We start from the raw sequence: 18,025 nt of genomic DNA on the forward strand, positions 1-18,025 counted from the left end.
AGTCTATAAATGAAAGGTAACACTCCAATAAAAGATGTTATGTATCAATTTCACTATAATTATATTAACATACCTACATTTATTTGTCAACAGCATACATAAAATTTGTTTTTCAAATCTGTTTTTTTAACAAATAAACTCATTTTGTTTTGTATAAAACCTACAATTATCAGCCTGAAAAGCACAAAAAAGCCGTGGAAACACTGTTGTTCCCACGGCTTTCGGTATGTTAAGAGAGTATCTGTATAGCTTTATTACTTTGTCATAAGCTCGCAAACAAGGTTTGCAAACTCAACAGGGTTGTCGATAGACATACCCTCGATAAGCAAAGCCTGATCGTAAAGAAGCTTTGCATAGTCTTTCAGCTTGTCCTTATCGTTAGCATAGAGATCTTTCAGCTTCTCAAAGATAGGATGGTTTGGATTTATCTCCAGAGCCTTTTCAGCCTTTACCTTGTTGCCGTCATTCTGAGGCATAGCGTTGAGGACTTTCTCCATTTCGATAGTTATGCTGCCGTCTGATGAAAGACAAACAGGGTGAGTTTTAAGCTTCTTTGAAAGACGAACTGTCTTTACCTTATCGGCGATAGCTTCCTGCATGAAAGTGAACATATCCTTGTTCTCTTCGTCAAGCTTTTTAGCCTCTTCCTTTTCTTCCTCTGTGTCAAGGTCGAGATCAGCGTCGCTTATGGACTTGAAAGGCTTGCCGTCATAGTTTATCATCACCTTGATAGCGAACTCGTCAACGTCCTGTGTAAAGTAAAGAACCTCATAGCCCTTATCCTTGATCTTTTCAAGCTGAGGGAGCATTTCGATCCTTTCCTTTGTTTCGCCGCAAGCATAGTAGATCTCTTTCTGATCTTCTTTCATTCTTGAAACATACTCTTTGAGTGTAACGTTCTTGCCGTCAAATGAGGACGGGAACATAAGGAGATCTTTCAGAGTTTCGTTTGCAGCGCCGTATGACTGATAGATACCGAACTTGAACTGAAGTCCGAATACGCTGTAGAACTTCTCATACTTCTCACGGTCGTTCTTCAGAAGCTTTGCAAGCTCGTTCTTTATGGACTTTTCAAGGTTCTTTGCGATTATCTTGAGCTGTCTGTCCTGCTGTAAAAGCTCACGGGAGATGTTCAGCGAGAGATCCTCAGAGTCAACAACGCCCTTTACAAAGCTGAACCAGTCAGGAAGCAGGTCTGCACACTTTTCCATTATCATTACACCGCTTGAATAAAGCTGGAGTCCCTTTTCATAGTCCTTTGAGTAATAGTCAAAAGGCGCACGGGCAGGTATATAAAGCAGTGCGTCATATGTTGCAACGCCCTCGTTCTTTGAATGGATATGTGCAATAGGTGGCTCATAGTCGCCGAACTTCTCCATATAGAAGTTGTTGTAATCCTCGTCCTTAAGCTCACTCTTGTTCTTCTTCCAGATAGGGGTCATGCTGTTAAGAGTTTCGATAGCCTTGTGTACCTCAGGCTCTTTACCCTCCTCATTATAATGAGTATGCTCGACTTCCATTCTGATAGGGAATCTGATGTAGTCAGAATATTTCTTTACAAGTGACTGTATCTGATACTGATCAAGATATGTTGAATACTTCTCGTCATCAGTATCGTCCTTGAGTTTCAGTGTGATAGTTGTGCCGACGCCGTCAGGCTTGTCACACTCTTCTATTGTGTAGCCCTCAACGCCGTCAGATGTCCACTTGTAAGCCTGATCGCTGCCAAAAGCCTTTGTTACAACGGTAACTTCCTTTGCTACCATAAAAGTAGAATAGAAGCCTACACCGAACTGACCGATGATATCAACATCGTCCCCAAGGTCATTGTCTTTCTTGAAAGCGAACGAGCCTGAGTTTGCGATAGTACCAAGGTTGTTTTCAAGATCCTCCTCGGTCATACCGATGCCGTTATCAGAAACTGTAAGCGTTCTGTTTTCCTTGTCGATAGCGATATTGATAGCGAAGTCGCTCTTTTTCATTCCCACAGAAGTGTCTGTCAGGGACTTGAAATACAGCTTATCAATAGCGTCGCTTGCATTTGAGATTATCTCTCTGAGAAAAATCTCCTTATGAGTGTAGATCGAATTGATCATCATATCGAGCAGTCTTTTTGATTCTGCCTTAAATTCTTTTGTCTGCATAAAATCTCGACCTTTCCTTAATAATATTTTACTTTCTTTGAATACTGTTCCATATAATTAGCACTCTATCTATTTGAGTGCTAATTATATTATACAACAAGGTTGATAAAATGCAATAGTTATCACAAAATTTCTCTTATTTATTTACAAATCCATAACATTTCATCACAAACCTGACAAAATACCATTTGCAAAAGCACCATGTTGTGTGCTATAATATATAGATAAGACCGAACAAGGGAGGAATAATATTTGACTACCAAAAAGTCTGTTTCTCTGCTGACCCCTGAAAAACAGCAGGAAAAGAAACTTCTTACTATAGATTGCGTGAAAATTTCACTTCTGCTCATTTTATACAACCTGCTAAACAGGATATTCGCAGTGTTATTCTTTTACGTTGCATACACTTATCACTCAGGGAAATTCACTCTTAGCTACTCGGAAGTTCTCAGCTATCTGAAAAAGCAGACCGCTTTTATAAGCTCAACTACTTTTTCCATGACGGCAAATTTGTTTATCACTCTTATGAGCGTGCTTGTTTTTGGGATAGTTTTTGCTATACTTTTCCGAAAACGAGAATCAAGCTTCATAAAGCCTAAAAAAGGCACGGCAGTAAAAGGGTTAAAATGGTTTTCAGCCTGCTTTGTGATAAACATTCTGCTGTCACAGCTCACATCTATCCTCACGGGTATACTTGGTCAAAACGGAGTGACAGTTCCCACAAGCGATTTTTCCATTCATCAGCCCTCTGCCATTGCAGTAATAGTGCAGTTCTCATACGTTGTGATAATAGCCCCTATCGTGGAGGAATTTATCTACCGTGGAGCGATCCTCACGGCTCTAAGCCAATACGGAAGGGGTGCGGCGGTGCTTTTCTCGGCACTTGCATTCGGACTTATGCACGGAAATATCCCTCAGGCGGCTTCGGCATTCGGCACAGGACTTGTTTACGCTATTATCGCCGCAAAGTGCGGCTCGATACTGCCAACAGTTATAATACACTGTCTAAACAATCTGCTCGCAAACTTCTCGTCCATATCTGATGCGATAGGACTTGAACACTATGAAACCTTCATGAGCGTTGCTGAGATAGTCATAGGTCTGGTGGGCTTTATGGTTCTTTTCACAAGCCTTAAAAAGCTTATCATTGATGACAGCGAAAACGTGCTTACACCGAAAGAATGCCGCAGATACGTCTTTACAAACCCTGCCACTATAATATATATGCTCTGCCTTATCATACCGATAATAAAGAGTCTTGTCCAAGCAAACAGCTAAAAATCACAAACAAAAAAACGGGTGACTGCCAATAACAAATTGACAGCCACCCGATATTTTTTTATCCAAAAAGCCTATTAATAAGCCTTGCCCCAAAGCACCATATGCTTCGCAGGCTTTCCACAGCATACGCAGGTATCTGCTATCTCTTCCTGCTCGAACGGGATACATCTTGAACCTACTCCTGTGAGTTCCTTTACCTTATCCTCGCAAGCTTCGTCGCCGCACCACATTGCCTTAACAAAGCCGTCGCCCTTTTCCTCAAGAGCCTTCGTTATCTCATCAAGTGTCTTGCAAACATAGGTGCGTCTTTCTCTGTTTTCAAGTGCCTTCGCATAAAGACCATCATGAACAGCCTGAAGTCTTTCATTTACTGTTTCAACAAGCTCACCAAGCTTGCAAAATACCTTTTCCCTGTTGTGTCTTGTAACAAGCACACACTGATCGTTCTCAATATCCTTTGGTCCAATTTCAAGTCTTACAGGAACGCCCTTCATCTCATACTGTGCAAACTTCCAGCCAGGTGACTGCTCTGAATCGTCAAGCTTAACTCTTATGCCTGCATTTTTAAGCGTGTTGTAAAGCTCGTTAGCCTTGTCAAGAACGCCCTCTTTGTGCTGTGCTATAGGTACGATAACTACCTGAACAGGTGCAACAGCAGGTGGCAGAACAAGTCCGTTATCGTCGCCGTGTGTCATTATAACTGCACCGATAAGCCTTGTCGTAACGCCCCATGATGTCTGGAATGGGTGTGCAAGCTTATTATCTCTTCCAGTATAAGTGATATCGAAAGCCTTTGCAAAGCCATCGCCAAAGTAATGCGAAGTGCCTGCCTGCAAAGCCTTGCCGTCGTGCATAAGAGCCTCAATAGCGTACGTTGCTTCTGCACCTGCGAACTTGTCGCTCTCTGTCTTTCTGCCCTTTACGACCGGCATAGCAAGCTGCTGCTCGCAGAAATCAGCGTATACGTTGAGCATTCTCTCTGTCTCCTCGATAGCCTCCTCAGGTGTCTCGTGGATAGTATGACCCTCCTGCCACAGGAACTCTCTTGAACGAAGAAATGGTCTTGTTGTTTTTTCCCAACGTACAACAGATACCCACTGATTGTAAAGCTTGGGAAGATCTCTGTAGGAATGAACTATATTAGCATAATGCTCGCAGAAAAGCGTTTCAGACGTTGGTCTTACGCAAAGTCTGTCTTCAAGCTTTTCACTTCCGCCGTATGTTACCCAAGCTACCTCAGGAGCAAAGCCCTCAACGTGGTCTTTCTCCTTCTGAAGCAGGCTCTCAGGGATAAACATAGGCATACAAACATTTTCATGACCAAGCTCCTTGAACTTTGTGTCAAGTATATGTTGGATATTCTCCCATATTGCGTAGCCGTAAGGTCTTATTACCATACAGCCCTTTACGCTTGTGTATGAAACAAGCTCAGCCTTCATACATATATCAGTATACCACTTCGCGAAATCCTCGTCCATGGAGGTTATCGCATCAACCATTTTCTTATCCTTAGCCATTTATAAAACCTCTTTCTTATATCATTCAGGCATTGTCATTATTCTTGTTGCCGTCGTCTTTTTTAACAGCTTCACTGCTGACATTCTTCTTTTTCTTTTTAAAATTAAGAGCATAGATATCCTCGTTATATATCTTATAGTTGGGATCCCAGCCGTCAATATGGGACTTATCAAATATGCCCTGTACCTTATAGTTCTCAGGATCGTTCCCTGTATTCTCACCGTCCACCCTTTCGGGATCGTCCTTTTCGGCAAGCTCAGGGTGACGTTTTTCAATAAATCGTGCTATTTTTGGAGTGATAAGGCAGGCAATGATGATAAAGGTCATTATTACGACACAGCCTGCTGCCAGCTTCAACAGCAATAGCAGTAATTCTTTATTCAGACAAGTCACCTCTTTTCGCAAATATAAAGTTATTATAGCACAATTATTATCCAAATTCAAGAGGTGAAATATGAATTTACCGCCATTTCTGACCTTTAGCACGAAAAAAAGGCGGAACAAAGTCCGCCTTAAAGCATTTTCTTTCGTTTGAAAAAGATTATACACACTATCACTACTATTATACTAAGGGCTATAACACCCGGATACCCCTCTTTAAGTTCGGGCATATTCTGAAAGTTCATGCCATACCAGCCCGTGATAAGGGTCAGAGGGAAAAATATAGTGGATATGACCGTAAGAAACTCCATATTCTTGTTCTGCTGAGCATTGACATGGGACTGATAAGCGTCTCGCACCTGCGTTGCATATTCAAGAAGATGTACAGTTCTGCCCATGAGCCTGTCGGCACGGTCTGAGATAGTGCCGAAATATTTTTTCTGCTTTTTCTCAAAGAAGCCGTTCTCGTCCTCTTCAAGCTCTCTGCCCAGATCCATTATTTCATCATAGTAGCTTCTCAAAATAAGAAGCTCTTTTCTGATAGGCGTTATGGTTTCAAGAAAATCGTCCGTCTTGCCATCGTTTACGTTTTCCTCAAGCTCCATAAGCTTTTGCTCATGTTCCGCAAGAAGCTCGGTGTCACGGAGCATAAATTCGCTGAAAAAATTGTAGATAAAATGCTCCCTGCTCTCTCCCTGATTATGCCTGCTTCTCTGTATGCGTTGGACTAACCTGAGCGAGAACTCCTCATCGTCTATTATCACCATGTTTTTGTTGTCGATAAAAAACTGTATCCTGTGTCGGCTTCCCCTTATGTCAAGAAGCTTGGGGATAGAAAGCGTGCCTGCCAGACAGAAAGGCTGTGATTCTATCTTACAGAACACAACGTCACGCAGGGATATCACGCCCTCGTAGGTTATGTTCGCCGTTCTGAGGGTTTCCTCTGCGTGAGCAGAGTCGGTAATAAACACAGCCGAGCAAGTTTGCTCGCTTAGCTGTGCCGGTGTTATTTCTTCAAGTGAACCCTTCAGGGCAAATATTGTCATTTATCCTCGACCTCCGCCTTTGAAGCTCTTTCATAGGCAAGGTCATAGAAAAGTTCCTGAGAATTAAGTGGCTCTTTGCCGTCTGAAACAAGGGTATATTCCCCGTCAGAATCAAGCTCTCTTGCCTGACAATTATCTGCAAGCATTTTGTCGAACATCATGCTTATCTGAGCCTTGATATCCTCGTCAAGAATAGGTGCAGCGACCTCAACACGTCTGAGAGTATTTCTTGTCATAAAATCTGCGGAAGCAATATATATCTTCCTTTCCTCGCCCTTGCCAAACATATAGATACGGGAATGTTCAAGAAAACGTCCTACAATGCTTATTATCCTGATGTTGTCGGTTTCGCCCTCAACGCCTGGGATAAGACAGCATATGCCTCTTACCACAAGGTCTATCTTAACGCCTGCTCTTGAAGCTTCGATAAATCTGTCGATTATCTTCTTATCAGTGAGAGAATTTATCTTCACGCCAATATAGCCCTCTCCCCCTGATTGTGCTATGGCTATCTGCCCGTCTATCATATCAAGCACCTTGTTTTGCAGACAATTCGGCGCAACAAGAAGCTTGTCAACGCTCTTTACAGTATCGTCAGAAGCAAGAGCATTGAACACGTCTATAGCGTCCTTTGCTATGTCCTTATCGCAGGTCATAACAGACAGGTCGGTATAAAGTCTTGAAGTTTTCTCGTTGTAGTTTCCAGTGCCTATCTGAGTATAATACTCGGTCTTTGTGCCTGAACGCTTTGTGATAAGGCAAAGCTTTGAATGTACCTTATAGCCCTCCAGACCATAGATAACAGTACAGCCAGCCTTTTCAAGTCGGCGTGACCACTCGATATTGTTCTCCTCATCAAATCTCGCTTTAAGCTCCACCAGCACAAGAACGTCCTTGCCGTTCTCTGCGGCTTCACAAAGAGCTTCGACCACCTCACTGTGCTTTGCCACACGATACAATGTCATTTTTATAGACACAACATTTTTATCGTCAGCCGCCTCACGAAGCATATTGATAAAAGGCTTTATGCTATCAAAAGGATAAGAAAGCAGTCTGTCTTTCTTTTTTATCTGCGGCAGGATCGGCTTGTTATCGTCAAAGGCAGTAAACCTCTGCGGAACTCTCTTTTTATAGAAAAGCTCAGTTTTCTGTCTGAGTATATCCTGTATCTGGAACAGGAATGACAGATCAAGAGGAGTGCTGTTTCTGAAAACAGATTTTTTATTCACTTCAAGCTGTTTGCAGAGCAGATCAACGATATTGTTATCAAGCTGTCTTGAAAGCTCCAGTCTGACAGGTGCAAGACGCTTTCTTTTCTTGATAAGGTCAGCCATGAACTCACGGTAATCAAGATCTTCGTCGTAAAGTGCGTCAGCGTCGATGTCAGCATTCCTTGTAACTCTTATAAGTGACTTTGACTTCACAGTATATCCCTTGAAAATTTTAGGTACATAGTGGAGGATAAGCTCTTCAGAAAGCATATACTTGCCTGTTGAACCGACCTTTATAAGGCGTGGGAAGACCTCGCTTCCGCAGGAGATAACACCCAGCTTCTCCTTGGAATTTTTGCTTTCAAGGACAACTGCGGCATATATATCCTTATTTTTCAGGAAAGGGAAAGGCTGTCTTTTGCCCACCACCATAGGCGACAGGAGCGGAGCTATCTGATTAATAAAATACTGTTCCAACTGAGAATTTTCCTCCGCTGTAAGCTTGGAAAAATCAACAAGAGCAACGCCCTGCTCGGCTATTTTCTTCATAAGGTCAGCGTAGATCTTATTTTTACGCTCGTTAAGCTCGCCCACTCTAGCGATAACGGCTTTGAGCTGTTCCTTAGCGGTCATATTTGTTTTATTTTCCCTGCTGTCTGGATCGACCTCCATCTGGTCAGTAAGCGAGCCTACACGAACCATAAAGAACTCGTCCAGATTGCTCTGATAGATAGAAGCAAAAGAAAGTCTTTCACAGAGTGGCACGCACTCACGCTCAGCCTCCTCAAGGACTCTTTCATTAAATTTCAGCCATGACAGCTCTCTATTCATAAACACATTTTTCATTGTGCCATACTCCTTTTATTATGATATCAAAACATCTATACTTATTTAATATATTATATCACAAAACGGCAAATTGTTAAAGAGTTTTAAGCAAAATTCATGTAAAATATTCTTATTATACACTTCCTATATTGTAGCTGCACACGAAAATTATGCAAAATGACGCATTTGCTTTTTAGTGAAAGCATAATACTGTGCAAAAAGGCAAAAATCAAAAAAGTCCAAACTTTTTGTGCAAAAAAGGTTGACAACGGGGCATAAATAGTGTATAATAATCAAGTCGCTATGAGAAACGCATATGGCGGTATAGCTCAGTTGGCTAGAGCACTTGGTTCATACCCAGGGTGTCACCGGTTCAAATCCAGTTACCGCTACCACATTTCTCATAGCGAAAAATCGGCCCGTTGGTCAAGAGGTTAAGACGCCGCCCTTTCACGGCGGAATCATGGGTTCAATTCCCGTACGGGTCACCAAACCATATGCTCGGAAACAGCGTAAATACGTTGTTTCCGAGTTTTTATTTATTCAGAAATTGTTCTCAACCACTTATCTGCCACTTGTTTTGAAAATTACTGTTTAAAGATATGTTATTGTGTCACTCGCAGGACGCTGTCTTGCGGGTGATTTTTATGTCCCAAAAACTTGTACGAGTTGTTCTTCCTCTTGCTCGTCCTCATTTACATATATATCTTCATAGCTATCCTTGGCAGGCTTTTCTTCCTCTGTGTTTGCCTCGTTTGTGAAGCTCAGCGCATTGCTTATCGCATCGCAGTTTCTTGCTTTAGCCTCTTGGAACATATGACTGTACAAGTTCAAAGTCGTTCCGACGACGCTATGACCCATATCTTCTGATACCGCTACAACATCCACGCCCTCAAAAATCAGAAGTGAGGCGTGCAAGTGACGTAGAGAATGAATATTTCTAAACGGTATTCCTATTCGCTCGCAGTAGCCTTTTAGCCACTCAAAAGGAGTCTGCGGATTCATGGGCGCGCCGTTCCATTTGGTGAACAGCCTGTCGTGATCTTCCCATTTCGTCCCAAGCCGCCTTGCTTCTTCATCCTGCTCTGCTTTGAACTGCCTGAGCAAGTTCATTATCGAGGCAGGCATTTTGGATACACGTTTTGATTTTCTTGTCTTGGTGGTGTCGGTGTATATCCCTTTTTCCGCAGTGTACTGCGAGGTGCGACGAACGTGTATCAGATCATGCTCAAAGTCAATATCCTTCCACTCAAGTCCTAGCATCTCGCTGCGGCGATAACCGCTGTATATCGAAAGAAGCAGGTACACCTGATATTTCATAGGCTCGCTTTTCAGATTTTCATAAAGTATCTTTACTTGCTCGATCGTGTAGATCTGCTTTTCCTCCTGCTCCTGTTTAGGCACGAATACTCGCCTGCAAGGGTTGTCGCACAGCATTCCCATACGTACAGCGTAGCTGAATACGTCGCTTATGAAGCTTAGATGATGCACTGCCGTTTTCCTCGACAGCGGCTTACCTGTGTTCATATTCTTGCCGTTGACAAGCATATCTGTCACGAACTTCTGAATATCACGAGCAGTTATCTTATCAAGCCGCTTGTGACCGATCGCAGGATATACCCGCTTGGTAAGCTGTTTCATTCGTGCGTATGATGTAGGGCGAAGATTGACTTTTGCATATTCCTCAAACCACTGCTCAGCAAATGTTTCAAACTTTACTGCCGCAGTTATCTGTCCACGCTTGCAGTCTTCTTCGAACAGTATAGCCTGCCTTTGCATCTCCTTTTCTATCTGCCTTTTCGTCATACCCGGTTCAGGCTTGTAGCTTTTGTACTGGTTGCGCTGCTTTCCGTCCACGCCGTAACCGCATGACACTTTAATTTCGTAAGTCCCGTTGGGACGCCGTCTTATTGTCGCCATATATAAACCTCCGTTTCAAAACTATGGCGCATTTCTGCAACCGACATTATACTACATCTCTGCGGAAATGTCTAACAGAAATGCGCCTTCGTTATTAAATTCTACCTAATCAACAAAATTTCTCACACAGTTTCGCCACGGAGATAACTCAAAAACTTATCCCGATTGATGAGATACTTTTTTCCTGCCATGATGTGTGGGATCTGATTGTTGATACACATCTGGCGGACTCTATACTCTGTCAGTCCTTCGACAAGCGCTGCCGCCTCCTTGATTGTAAGCATTGTGATCTTTGTGTTGTTATCCATTCTGTTATCCCCCTCCTTGTTGTCTTTCCGATTGTTCTGCCTTTGATTTTTCTTCCGATCATTTTAAACAGTCCTTTCCTGATATTCTCTTAGACGTCATCGACAACGCCTGTAATCACGCCGATTTTACGCACTTTTCAGCCCTTGCGACCCCTGAATCATTCAAAACTCAAACTTATGACCCCATAAAAATTATGCACAATCATTTTGCTGAAACTGCGTATTTTCGGCACTTTTGCGGCGAGCTTTGCTCGTTCGCTGTGAGTGTTTCGGGGGCTGTGACCCCGAAACTTTAACTTGCAATGAAATATTTCACTTTCTTCGTTATACGGCAAATCGGGGATTTGTGCATAACTGACATATCCGGTTTCGACGTGCTTTCAAACTGATTTCAGAATTCTTCGGTTATCTACTCGTACACCGCTCACAAATCGGCGTGTGTTGCCCTCTGATGCCCCGAGTGGTATGTTTACCCTACCGCAAATGAGGAGGGCACAAATCGCCCCACATTCGCTAACTCTTAAATGGCGGAACTTCAATGCCTTGACTTGCAAGTGTGCTTCTGATTTTTCTTGCGGATTCATTCAGAATTTCATCAAGCGTTGTCCACCTTACTTCACATATCTTTTCACCTTGGACAGGGTCAGTAGAATTACAAACAGGGACAGTAGCTTTGCGCACAGGGTCAGCAGAATTTTTATCTTTTTGATTTCCATAATCGCCCTCAAACAACGTATTTAAAGGCTTTTCGGAACCTTCCGAACTCATTTCAGTGACAGCAGGGTCAGTATATTTAACAGCTTCGGGCATTAGATTTTTACCGTCACCGGTGTCACTGCTTTTATCATATTTCAGAATAATTACTCGCTGACCGTTGCTGCGTCTGGATTTAAAAGTCACACCGTAACTTTGCAATTCATAAGCGTGCTTCATAAGTTCTTTTTTGATATGGTTTGCGAAAATTTCTTTACAAAGTATTTTGCTTAGCATGATTGCAAGCTCCGTTGCAGAGCCTTTAAAATAATTGCGTTCCAACATGAAATCATGCACAGCGAAAGAGAAAAAGTCCGCTTCTTTAGCCGTCACTTCGTCAACAACTTTCCAGCGACTATTTTCAAACACAAGATTTATTTCTTGGTTTTCAATATCACGTCCTACACAGTAAAGTTTTGCGTTTCGGCTGCCACGCTTTGTTTCTACAAGAACCATGCTTCCGTCAACGCAGCCCGACAAACCTGTGCTGCCCGATATCATATTGAATGGATCGCTGTCGGAACACTTTCGTGTGTGATGAACAGCTACGATTGCAATTTCAAGCTTGTCCGCAAGACATTTCAGAATAGATAGCTCTTTGTAGTCCGAACCATAACCGTTATCGGTTGACTCACGAATCATTTGCAGAGTATCAATGAACACAACTTTTAAATCGCTATGCTCTTTCTTGAAATTCTTGATCTGCTCTTCAAGTCCGCTGCCTATTGATTCTGACATGATTACAAAATGCAATCGCTCTGTCGGCTCGTCTGTAATTTCATAGAGACGATTTTGGATTCGTACATAGCTGTCCTCTAAACACAGATAGAGCGCAGTTCCTTGTGTAGTTTCCTGATCTAAAACTTTTTCTCCTTTCGCTATCGACAAGCACATATCAAGTGCCAGCCATGACTTTCCCACCTTCGGTGCGCCTGCTAAGATATACAGACCTTGTGCAAGCAAGCCGTCTACAACAAACTCTATTGGCTTGTACACGGTTGTCATAATTTCTTCGCAGGACTTTGAGTTGAACTTTTTCAAGTTATCAAGCCTCCTTTTCTTTTTTTCTTCTTCCCCACAACAGTACAGTTCCTGTCAGAAAGCCTTGTTTGACCTAAGGACGTTTTTACAAGCTTGGTACGCTCCTGCTCCTCCCGCACGATCTTCGCTGTACTTCGCCGCTTGGTATCTCTCCTGCGTGGGATTTAGTTTTCAAGATTCTTTTTGCCTCTCAATCTGTAGCCGACGAAAAGAAGCTTTTTATGCGTGCGTGAAAAAAAATTTGTAGGGTTGCACAAGTCTGCTCATATGACTTCGGCCATTTTAACTATGCTCTTCCGCTTGTATAGGGGAAGAAGTTGAGGTTTTGACAACCATTTTGACAGCAATTATTTTAAAGTTTGTATCTCTGCACAAAATCAGAACAGAAATCTTGTATGGTTTGCTCTCATATGTATAGGGGGAGAAGTAGCTATTTTGCAACCGGATTTGAATTAATAATTTTCAAATTATATGTCTTCTTTTTGTTTTTCAAGATTCTATGTTTTACTCTTTCTTCCACTGGAGATATCTATCCAAACAAAAAAGCCCACAAAGACTTTTAAATCTTTGTGAGCTTATTACTCCCCAATTCTATGGTATCTCAAATTGAAACAGTTGTCAATAGGTTGCCGCAAGATTTGTAAGGTACGACAAATATCAGAAATTTGACACAGGGGCAAGTTGTGAATTTAAAACGTTGCACAGTGACACACCCCCTATGTCAAAGTGGTATTTGTTTAACGAATGATCTTTGACGTGCTCATGAAATCCTTTTTTTGATATTGTCAATAAAACTTGACACATTTTTTGAAAATCACGCAGCGACTCGCAACTCCTCATAATACCTCCTGATATTGTCAATAAAACTTGACACATTTTTTGAAAATCACGCAGCGGCTCGCAATTCCTCATAATACCTCCTGCGTTTAACTGCCGAAGGCAATCCACCATTTGCGGAACATATCCTTCTATTATTCCAATAGCTCATATAATACCGCCAAATCATCGTTTTCAACTCTGCTGCGGTATAGTTGTCCGGTTTCCTGTTTCTGCTGTAAAAAAGCTCCTCCTTCATCCTTGCCCACATACTCTCGCATCTTGCATTATCATGACACCTTCCTCCAGCACTGTTCATGCTCTGTACTAACCTTGCCGATTTCAATGCTTCACGATATTTTTCACTTGTATATTGACTGCCCCTGTCCGAATGAAGTATCGCACCCTTTAATTCAGGATATGAGCTGATGGCGTTCTTTACCGTTTCAATGCAAAGCTCTGCTTTCATATTTGTATCCATGGCAAGACCGACTACGGTTACATCGTAGCAATCAAAAATCGCCGATACATACAGCTTGCTGTCCTTGCCTTTGAGCTCCGTTATGTCGGTTATGCACTTTTCACCGGGCTTATCTGCCTTAAAATTACGGTGCAGAAGGTCATCTGACTTCATTGCTTCACGGTCTGCCTTTGTGATACCATTAGGCTTTCTGCGCGGTTTATGAATCAGTCCTATCTGCTCCATAACCTTGCGGACAGTAGCTTCACTGGGAATTGATATGTTAATTTCCCCGGCTTCCTTTTTCAGCTTTAACGCCATATACATACGTTTCCTGCCATAACAATCGTTACATTCATCCTCATTATGTATTTTCTGCATTTCCACTGAAAGCTGCTCATATTTCCACGGATTATTCTTGCGGTCAAGATAGTCATAAAATGCCTGTCTGCTGACTTCAAGAGCCATGCAATAAAAGCTGATTTTTCCATTAACTCTGCCGTCATCGGTGCGGATTGCGATATATTTCAGTCTTTGCTCTTTCCCGGCTTCTGACGGCTCGCTGCGAAAAAAGCGGACGCCTCCTCCAGAAATTCATTCAGTTCCTCCAGCTGCCGATTTTTCTTTTCAAGCTCTTTTATCCGCTTGTTTGCTTCCTTCAGCTGCTGCGCAAGGCTAAGAGATTCTTCGGGTGTACGTGTGCCGGCACCTGTGTCTATTTCACCGGCTTTGGCTTTGCTTACCCATGTCCCGATAGTTCCTTTGGGTATGCCAAGTTCCTCGGCTGCCGCCTTATTTCCTATCTCTTTTGCAAGCTTCACCGCTTCTTTTTTGTATTCCTCACTGTACTGTTTTCCTGTTCCCATTCTAAACACAACCTTTCTTTTTTTTATTATATTTCCTTTGGCTTGGTTGTGTCAAGTTTTATTATACTACATCAGATATGTTCCGCAAATGGTGGATTGCCTTCGGCAGTTAAACGCAGGAGGTATTATGAGGAGTTGCGAGTCGCTGCGTGATTTTCAAAAAATGTGTCAAGTTTTATTGACAATATCAAAGAACAGTTTAAAATTTCCGTATCTGCTGAAAAATCTAAAAATTGACCGACCAAATCAGGTATGGTCAATTGACATCACCTATATCAAAATGGGGCGTAGCCATATGTATCTGACAGCGATTATTGATTGGTACAGCCGTTTTATCGTGGGCTATGAATTGTCTGATACGCTGGATACTGCACCGGTTTTAGCAGCAGTCACAAATGCCATGGAACAATACGGCAATCCTGAAATTATCAATTCTGATCAGGGCAGCCAGTTTACAAGCAATGACTATATTGAATTTCTGAAAGCGAAAAATATCCGCCAGAGTATGGACGGAAAAGCTAGATGGGTGGATAATGTGGTAATTGAACGCTGGTTTCGCAGCTTGAAAACGGAGTTGATTTATATCAATGAATACAGCAATCCCAGAGAGCTGCGCCAGCAGATTGGTAGTTACATCAAGGATTACAACAACGAAAGACCCCATCAGGCGCTTGGCTACAAGTTGCCTGTGCAGGTTTACCAAGCCAAGTCTGTATGCAATGCTGCATAAATTTTGCTTACGTTTTTTGGATGGCTATACAAAGTTTTCGCTGTCACGATAATTTTTTTCATTTGTGTCTTGACAAGGGGGACATTATAAATATTATGTTATATATTATGCGTCATGGAAAAACAGAATGGAATCAACAACATAAATTGCAAGGCAGAACCGATATACCGTTAAATGATGAAGGACGCAAAATGGCTGAAGCTGCACACACTGAATATCTTGATGTGCATTTTGATGTTTGCTACACATCACCACTTATTCGGGCAAAAGAAACGGCAGAGATTGTTTTGAGGGATAGAAATGTTCCGATAATAACAGATGATAGACTTGTCGAGATGTCATTTGGTTGCTATGAGGGACTTGCGAATATCTTTCAGATACCTGACTGCCCGATAAACGTACTTTTTAAGGAACCTGCATCATACACTGAATCTGTTGGTGGAAGCGAGACTTTTGACGAATTGTTCGCACGTACCAGTAGCTTTATTTCAGAGGTTGTAACTCCAACAATTAAATCAGGTAAAGATATACTTATTGTCGGGCACGGCGCTATGAATTCCGCTATAATTTGTCAGATAAGAAAGCTTGAAATATCGGATTTCTGGAGCAATGGAATTGAACAATGTAAATTAGTACGTCTGATATAACTTCTGTTTTTCAATTTAATCAGCCTGACACACATTTCAAAAATCGCATTTCCCGACCTTTGAATAATCCAAGCAAGTTATCATACGACCGATTTCCCAAAATGGTAAGTCTGTCTTTACGCAGGGGTGAACGTTTCGTTCACTCCTTTTTTGCTGTTACACCAGCTTCAAGGGGTCACCCAAATGATGACTCCCGAAACCGCCGCCCCGATTTAGTGCGTTAGTTTACAACAGAAATTCAGAACGCTATTTTTATGGGTAGGACGTGAAACACGACCCACTCAAAAGCTAACGTCAATCAGACTGACATCAACTCTCACGCTGTATATTTCCGTCGCAAATCATGATGAAAAACCACTGCTACGATTTAGTGCGTTTGCTGCCGTCATATGAGTGGTCAGCAGTTCTTTTACTTCCGGGTAGAGCCACACCGCCTGTCTGTGCATAGACCGTTTCATTACTCACCTCCAGCCTGGTCTGCATGATAGCGTGGCATATCAGAAGGCTTGGTGGGCGGTTGATAATATGACGAAATGAGTTGTTTTTACCATTGGAAGTTCAATGTTTACCATTCATGCCAAAATGCCTGCATTTTTATAATAATTATACATTTAAGACTCTTTGTGCCGATCGGGTCAGGCTGACGATAGACGCACCTGCAAGCAGGGCAAGGATATTACCCGTTATGAGTATTCCGATTGGCTGAAGAATTTACATGTGGCTAAGTCTGAGTTTTCTGTATCTTTACGCTTGAAATATTTAACTTTTAGTGATATACTTGTTATATACTAACAAATGAAGTCAAAGGGGAGATTTTATGTTAACAGTTTGTCTGACATTGATAAACGATGATGAAGATAAAAAAAGTTTTGAACAACTAGTAAAAAAGTTTGAAAAAAAGCTATATACCGAGTCGTTTAAGATTTTAAGATCACATGAATTAGCGGAAGAAGCTGTATGGGAAACATTTTATAGAATAGCCGATAATTTTCATAAAATTCACAATTTACCCGTGTACAAAATGGAAGCTTACTTGATTATAACTATTAGAAACGCTTCTTATAGACTTTATAACAAAGAAAAAAAGCATTTCTACAATGACATTCATGAAGAAATGAGAGATATTCCTTCCGCCGATGAATTTAACGATTATAATGTTGCCGATTTATCTAAGGCAATCAGCGAACTGGAAGAAAAATACAGAGTTGCAATTACATATTTTTATTATTACGGACACAATGCCGATGAAACCGCCAAACTTATGGGAGTTTCACGGAACGCTGTATATAAATATCTGAGAAAGGGTGAACAGATTTTGTTTGAAAAATTACGAGGTGATATTAGTGAATGAAAATACAGCATTGTATAGAGCTATCGAACAAACTATCATACTGCCGTGTGCAGGAGAAATGGAATCTATCGCAGATGTTGAATATAAATTTTCAGAGACTTACAAAAAGAAAGTAAACAGGCTCATAAAGGACAGAAGCAGACCATATTATCCGTTGATAAAAACAACTCTGAGGAAGACTATTTTTATTATAGCGGCAGGTTTAATGATGGGTACAATTACAGTTGCCGCTGTTCCACAGTTAAGAGAATGGTTCGTAGGTTTGTTTGTCTCGCAAAATGAAAATAACGCTGATGTGCATGCTGTTCAAGGAGCTATTCCCGCAGATGATATGAACGATGAATTTATCTATTATGAGCCGACGTTTATTCCAAAAGGATTTGTAGAAGAAAGCAGAATTGAGGATATCGCACATTTAGGCATTGATTATCGTTTCAAAAATAAAATCATTTTTTATTCTCAAAGTCCATTAACGGCAACCCATAATATTGATACTGAAAATAGGAAAACAGAATATGTTACCGTATCAGGCTGTGAAGCGTTTTTATCCTATGATGACAACTCATCTATCATTGTTTGGAATGATGGAGATTATGTATATTCCATAAACGGAGATTTGTGCAAAAATGACATAATTGAAATGGCAAATTCGGTTAATCCTACAAAATAAAATATTTTTTACGAAAAGTGTGTACAAATTTACTCAAACTTGTATCTCAGTATA

Annotated in this window: 15 protein-coding genes and 2 tRNA genes; 7 read left to right on the forward strand and 10 right to left on the reverse strand. The window is 41.5% G+C overall.

Features of this window, described 5'->3' with window-relative positions:
• Nucleotides 1–254: 254 nt before the first annotated feature.
• On the reverse strand, nucleotides 255–2,144 hold the full coding sequence (gene htpG, locus DW938_RS09500) for a molecular chaperone HtpG (RefSeq protein ID WP_117896764.1): 1,890 nt from the start codon (nucleotides 2,142–2,144) through the stop codon (nucleotides 255–257).
• A gap of 252 nt (nucleotides 2,145–2,396) precedes the next feature.
• Here htpG and DW938_RS09505 point away from each other — a divergent pair, with 252 nt between their 5' ends.
• On the forward strand, nucleotides 2,397–3,422 hold the full coding sequence (locus DW938_RS09505) for a type II CAAX endopeptidase family protein (RefSeq protein ID WP_118124617.1): 1,026 nt from the start codon (nucleotides 2,397–2,399) through the stop codon (nucleotides 3,420–3,422).
• Nucleotides 3,423–3,499: 77 nt separating this feature from the next.
• Here the strand turns inward: DW938_RS09505 and proS are convergent, their stop codons facing one another.
• The 4 genes from proS to ppk1 all read right to left on the reverse strand — a co-directional run bounded on the left by proS (nucleotide 3,500) and on the right by ppk1 (nucleotide 8,427).
• A complete protein-coding gene (gene proS, locus DW938_RS09510) occupies nucleotides 3,500–4,942 on the reverse strand; it encodes a proline--tRNA ligase (protein WP_038670602.1) in 1,443 nt (480 codons plus the stop codon).
• A gap of 25 nt (nucleotides 4,943–4,967) precedes the next feature.
• Nucleotides 4,968–5,306, reverse strand: coding sequence for a hypothetical protein (locus DW938_RS09515; protein ID WP_242992475.1), 339 nt, complete (start codon nucleotides 5,304–5,306; stop codon nucleotides 4,968–4,970).
• 149 nt (nucleotides 5,307–5,455) lie between these two features.
• Nucleotides 5,456–6,370 (reverse strand): CorA family divalent cation transporter, encoded by a 915-nt coding sequence (locus tag DW938_RS09520; protein ID WP_046440278.1) that lies wholly within the window; start codon nucleotides 6,368–6,370, stop codon nucleotides 5,456–5,458.
• A complete protein-coding gene (ppk1, locus tag DW938_RS09525; protein WP_118124618.1) occupies nucleotides 6,367–8,427 on the reverse strand; it encodes a polyphosphate kinase 1 in 2,061 nt (686 codons plus the stop codon). Before ppk1 ends, DW938_RS09520 begins: the two co-directional genes overlap by 4 nt.
• A gap of 300 nt (nucleotides 8,428–8,727) precedes the next feature.
• On the opposite strand from ppk1, the gene DW938_RS09530 reads away from it, so the two are divergent.
• Together DW938_RS09530 and DW938_RS09535 are read left to right on the forward strand one after the other, a co-directional pair.
• Nucleotides 8,728–8,804: transfer RNA gene (locus DW938_RS09530), tRNA-Met, on the forward strand.
• A 21-nt stretch (nucleotides 8,805–8,825) separates the two neighbouring features.
• Nucleotides 8,826–8,900, forward strand: a tRNA-Glu gene (locus DW938_RS09535).
• Nucleotides 8,901–9,054: 154 nt separating this feature from the next.
• Here DW938_RS09535 and DW938_RS09540 read toward each other — a convergent pair.
• The 5 genes from DW938_RS09540 to DW938_RS09560 all read right to left on the reverse strand — a co-directional run bounded on the left by DW938_RS09540 (nucleotide 9,055) and on the right by DW938_RS09560 (nucleotide 14,573).
• On the reverse strand, nucleotides 9,055–10,329 hold the full coding sequence (locus DW938_RS09540) for a site-specific integrase (RefSeq protein WP_118124619.1): 1,275 nt from the start codon (nucleotides 10,327–10,329) through the stop codon (nucleotides 9,055–9,057).
• Nucleotides 10,330–10,451: 122 nt separating this feature from the next.
• Nucleotides 10,452–10,637 (reverse strand): excisionase family DNA-binding protein, encoded by a 186-nt coding sequence (locus DW938_RS09545; RefSeq protein ID WP_038670583.1) that lies wholly within the window; start codon nucleotides 10,635–10,637, stop codon nucleotides 10,452–10,454.
• Between the two features lie 513 nt (nucleotides 10,638–11,150).
• Nucleotides 11,151–12,431 carry an AAA family ATPase gene (locus tag DW938_RS09550; protein WP_242992477.1) on the reverse strand — a complete coding sequence of 427 codons (1,281 nt, stop codon included), beginning with the start codon at nucleotides 12,429–12,431 and terminating at the stop codon, nucleotides 11,151–11,153.
• Between the two features lie 886 nt (nucleotides 12,432–13,317).
• Entirely contained in the window at nucleotides 13,318–14,238 is a 921-nt protein-coding gene (locus tag DW938_RS09555; RefSeq protein WP_118124620.1) for an IS3 family transposase, read from the reverse strand.
• On the reverse strand, nucleotides 14,235–14,573 hold the full coding sequence (locus DW938_RS09560; protein ID WP_118124621.1) for a transposase: 339 nt from the start codon (nucleotides 14,571–14,573) through the stop codon (nucleotides 14,235–14,237). The genes DW938_RS09555 and DW938_RS09560 overlap by 4 nt, the downstream gene beginning before the upstream one ends.
• Nucleotides 14,574–14,700: 127 nt before the next feature.
• Here DW938_RS09560 and DW938_RS09565 point away from each other — a divergent pair, with 127 nt between their 5' ends.
• From DW938_RS09565 to DW938_RS09580, 4 genes are all read left to right on the forward strand, one after another.
• Nucleotides 14,701–15,303: an IS3 family transposase gene (locus DW938_RS09565; protein ID WP_181984407.1), complete on the forward strand. Its 603-nt coding sequence runs from the start codon at nucleotides 14,701–14,703 to the stop codon at nucleotides 15,301–15,303.
• A gap of 107 nt (nucleotides 15,304–15,410) precedes the next feature.
• Nucleotides 15,411–15,950 carry a histidine phosphatase family protein gene (locus DW938_RS09570; protein WP_347517415.1) on the forward strand — a complete coding sequence of 180 codons (540 nt, stop codon included), beginning with the start codon at nucleotides 15,411–15,413 and terminating at the stop codon, nucleotides 15,948–15,950.
• Between the two features lie 817 nt (nucleotides 15,951–16,767).
• Nucleotides 16,768–17,301: a sigma-70 family RNA polymerase sigma factor gene (locus DW938_RS09575; protein WP_118124624.1), complete on the forward strand. Its 534-nt coding sequence runs from the start codon at nucleotides 16,768–16,770 to the stop codon at nucleotides 17,299–17,301.
• Entirely contained in the window at nucleotides 17,294–17,971 is a 678-nt protein-coding gene (locus DW938_RS09580) for a DUF4367 domain-containing protein (RefSeq protein ID WP_117957790.1), read from the forward strand. Before DW938_RS09575 ends, DW938_RS09580 begins: the two co-directional genes overlap by 8 nt.
• The last annotated feature ends 54 nt before the right edge of the window (nucleotides 17,972–18,025 follow it).

The sequence above is a fragment of the Ruminococcus sp. AM43-6 genome (assembly GCF_003461785.1).
GTDB lineage: Bacteria > Bacillota > Clostridia > Oscillospirales > Ruminococcaceae > Hominimerdicola > Hominimerdicola aceti.

Bases quoted from the DNA above. Each gene is read 5' to 3' on its own strand.
- htpG (WP_117896764.1), bottom strand. From the start codon at position 2,144: ATGCAGACAAAAGAATTTAAGGCAGAATCAAAAAGACTGCTCGATATG.
- proS (WP_038670602.1), bottom strand. From the start codon at position 4,942: ATGGCTAAGGATAAGAAAATGGTTGATGCGATAACCTCCATGGACGAG.
- DW938_RS09520 (WP_046440278.1), bottom strand. From the start codon at position 6,370: ATGACAATATTTGCCCTGAAGGGTTCACTTGAAGAAATAACACCGGCA.
- ppk1 (WP_118124618.1), bottom strand. From the start codon at position 8,427: ATGAAAAATGTGTTTATGAATAGAGAGCTGTCATGGCTGAAATTTAAT.
- DW938_RS09540 (WP_118124619.1), bottom strand. From the start codon at position 10,329: ATGGCGACAATAAGACGGCGTCCCAACGGGACTTACGAAATTAAAGTG.
- DW938_RS09545 (WP_038670583.1), bottom strand. From the start codon at position 10,637: ATGGATAACAACACAAAGATCACAATGCTTACAATCAAGGAGGCGGCA.
- DW938_RS09560 (WP_118124621.1), bottom strand. From the start codon at position 14,573: ATGGGAACAGGAAAACAGTACAGTGAGGAATACAAAAAAGAAGCGGTG.
- DW938_RS09565 (WP_181984407.1), top strand. From the start codon at position 14,701: ATGAGGAGTTGCGAGTCGCTGCGTGATTTTCAAAAAATGTGTCAAGTT.
- DW938_RS09570 (WP_347517415.1), top strand. From the start codon at position 15,411: ATGCGTCATGGAAAAACAGAATGGAATCAACAACATAAATTGCAAGGC.
- DW938_RS09575 (WP_118124624.1), top strand. From the start codon at position 16,768: ATGTTAACAGTTTGTCTGACATTGATAAACGATGATGAAGATAAAAAA.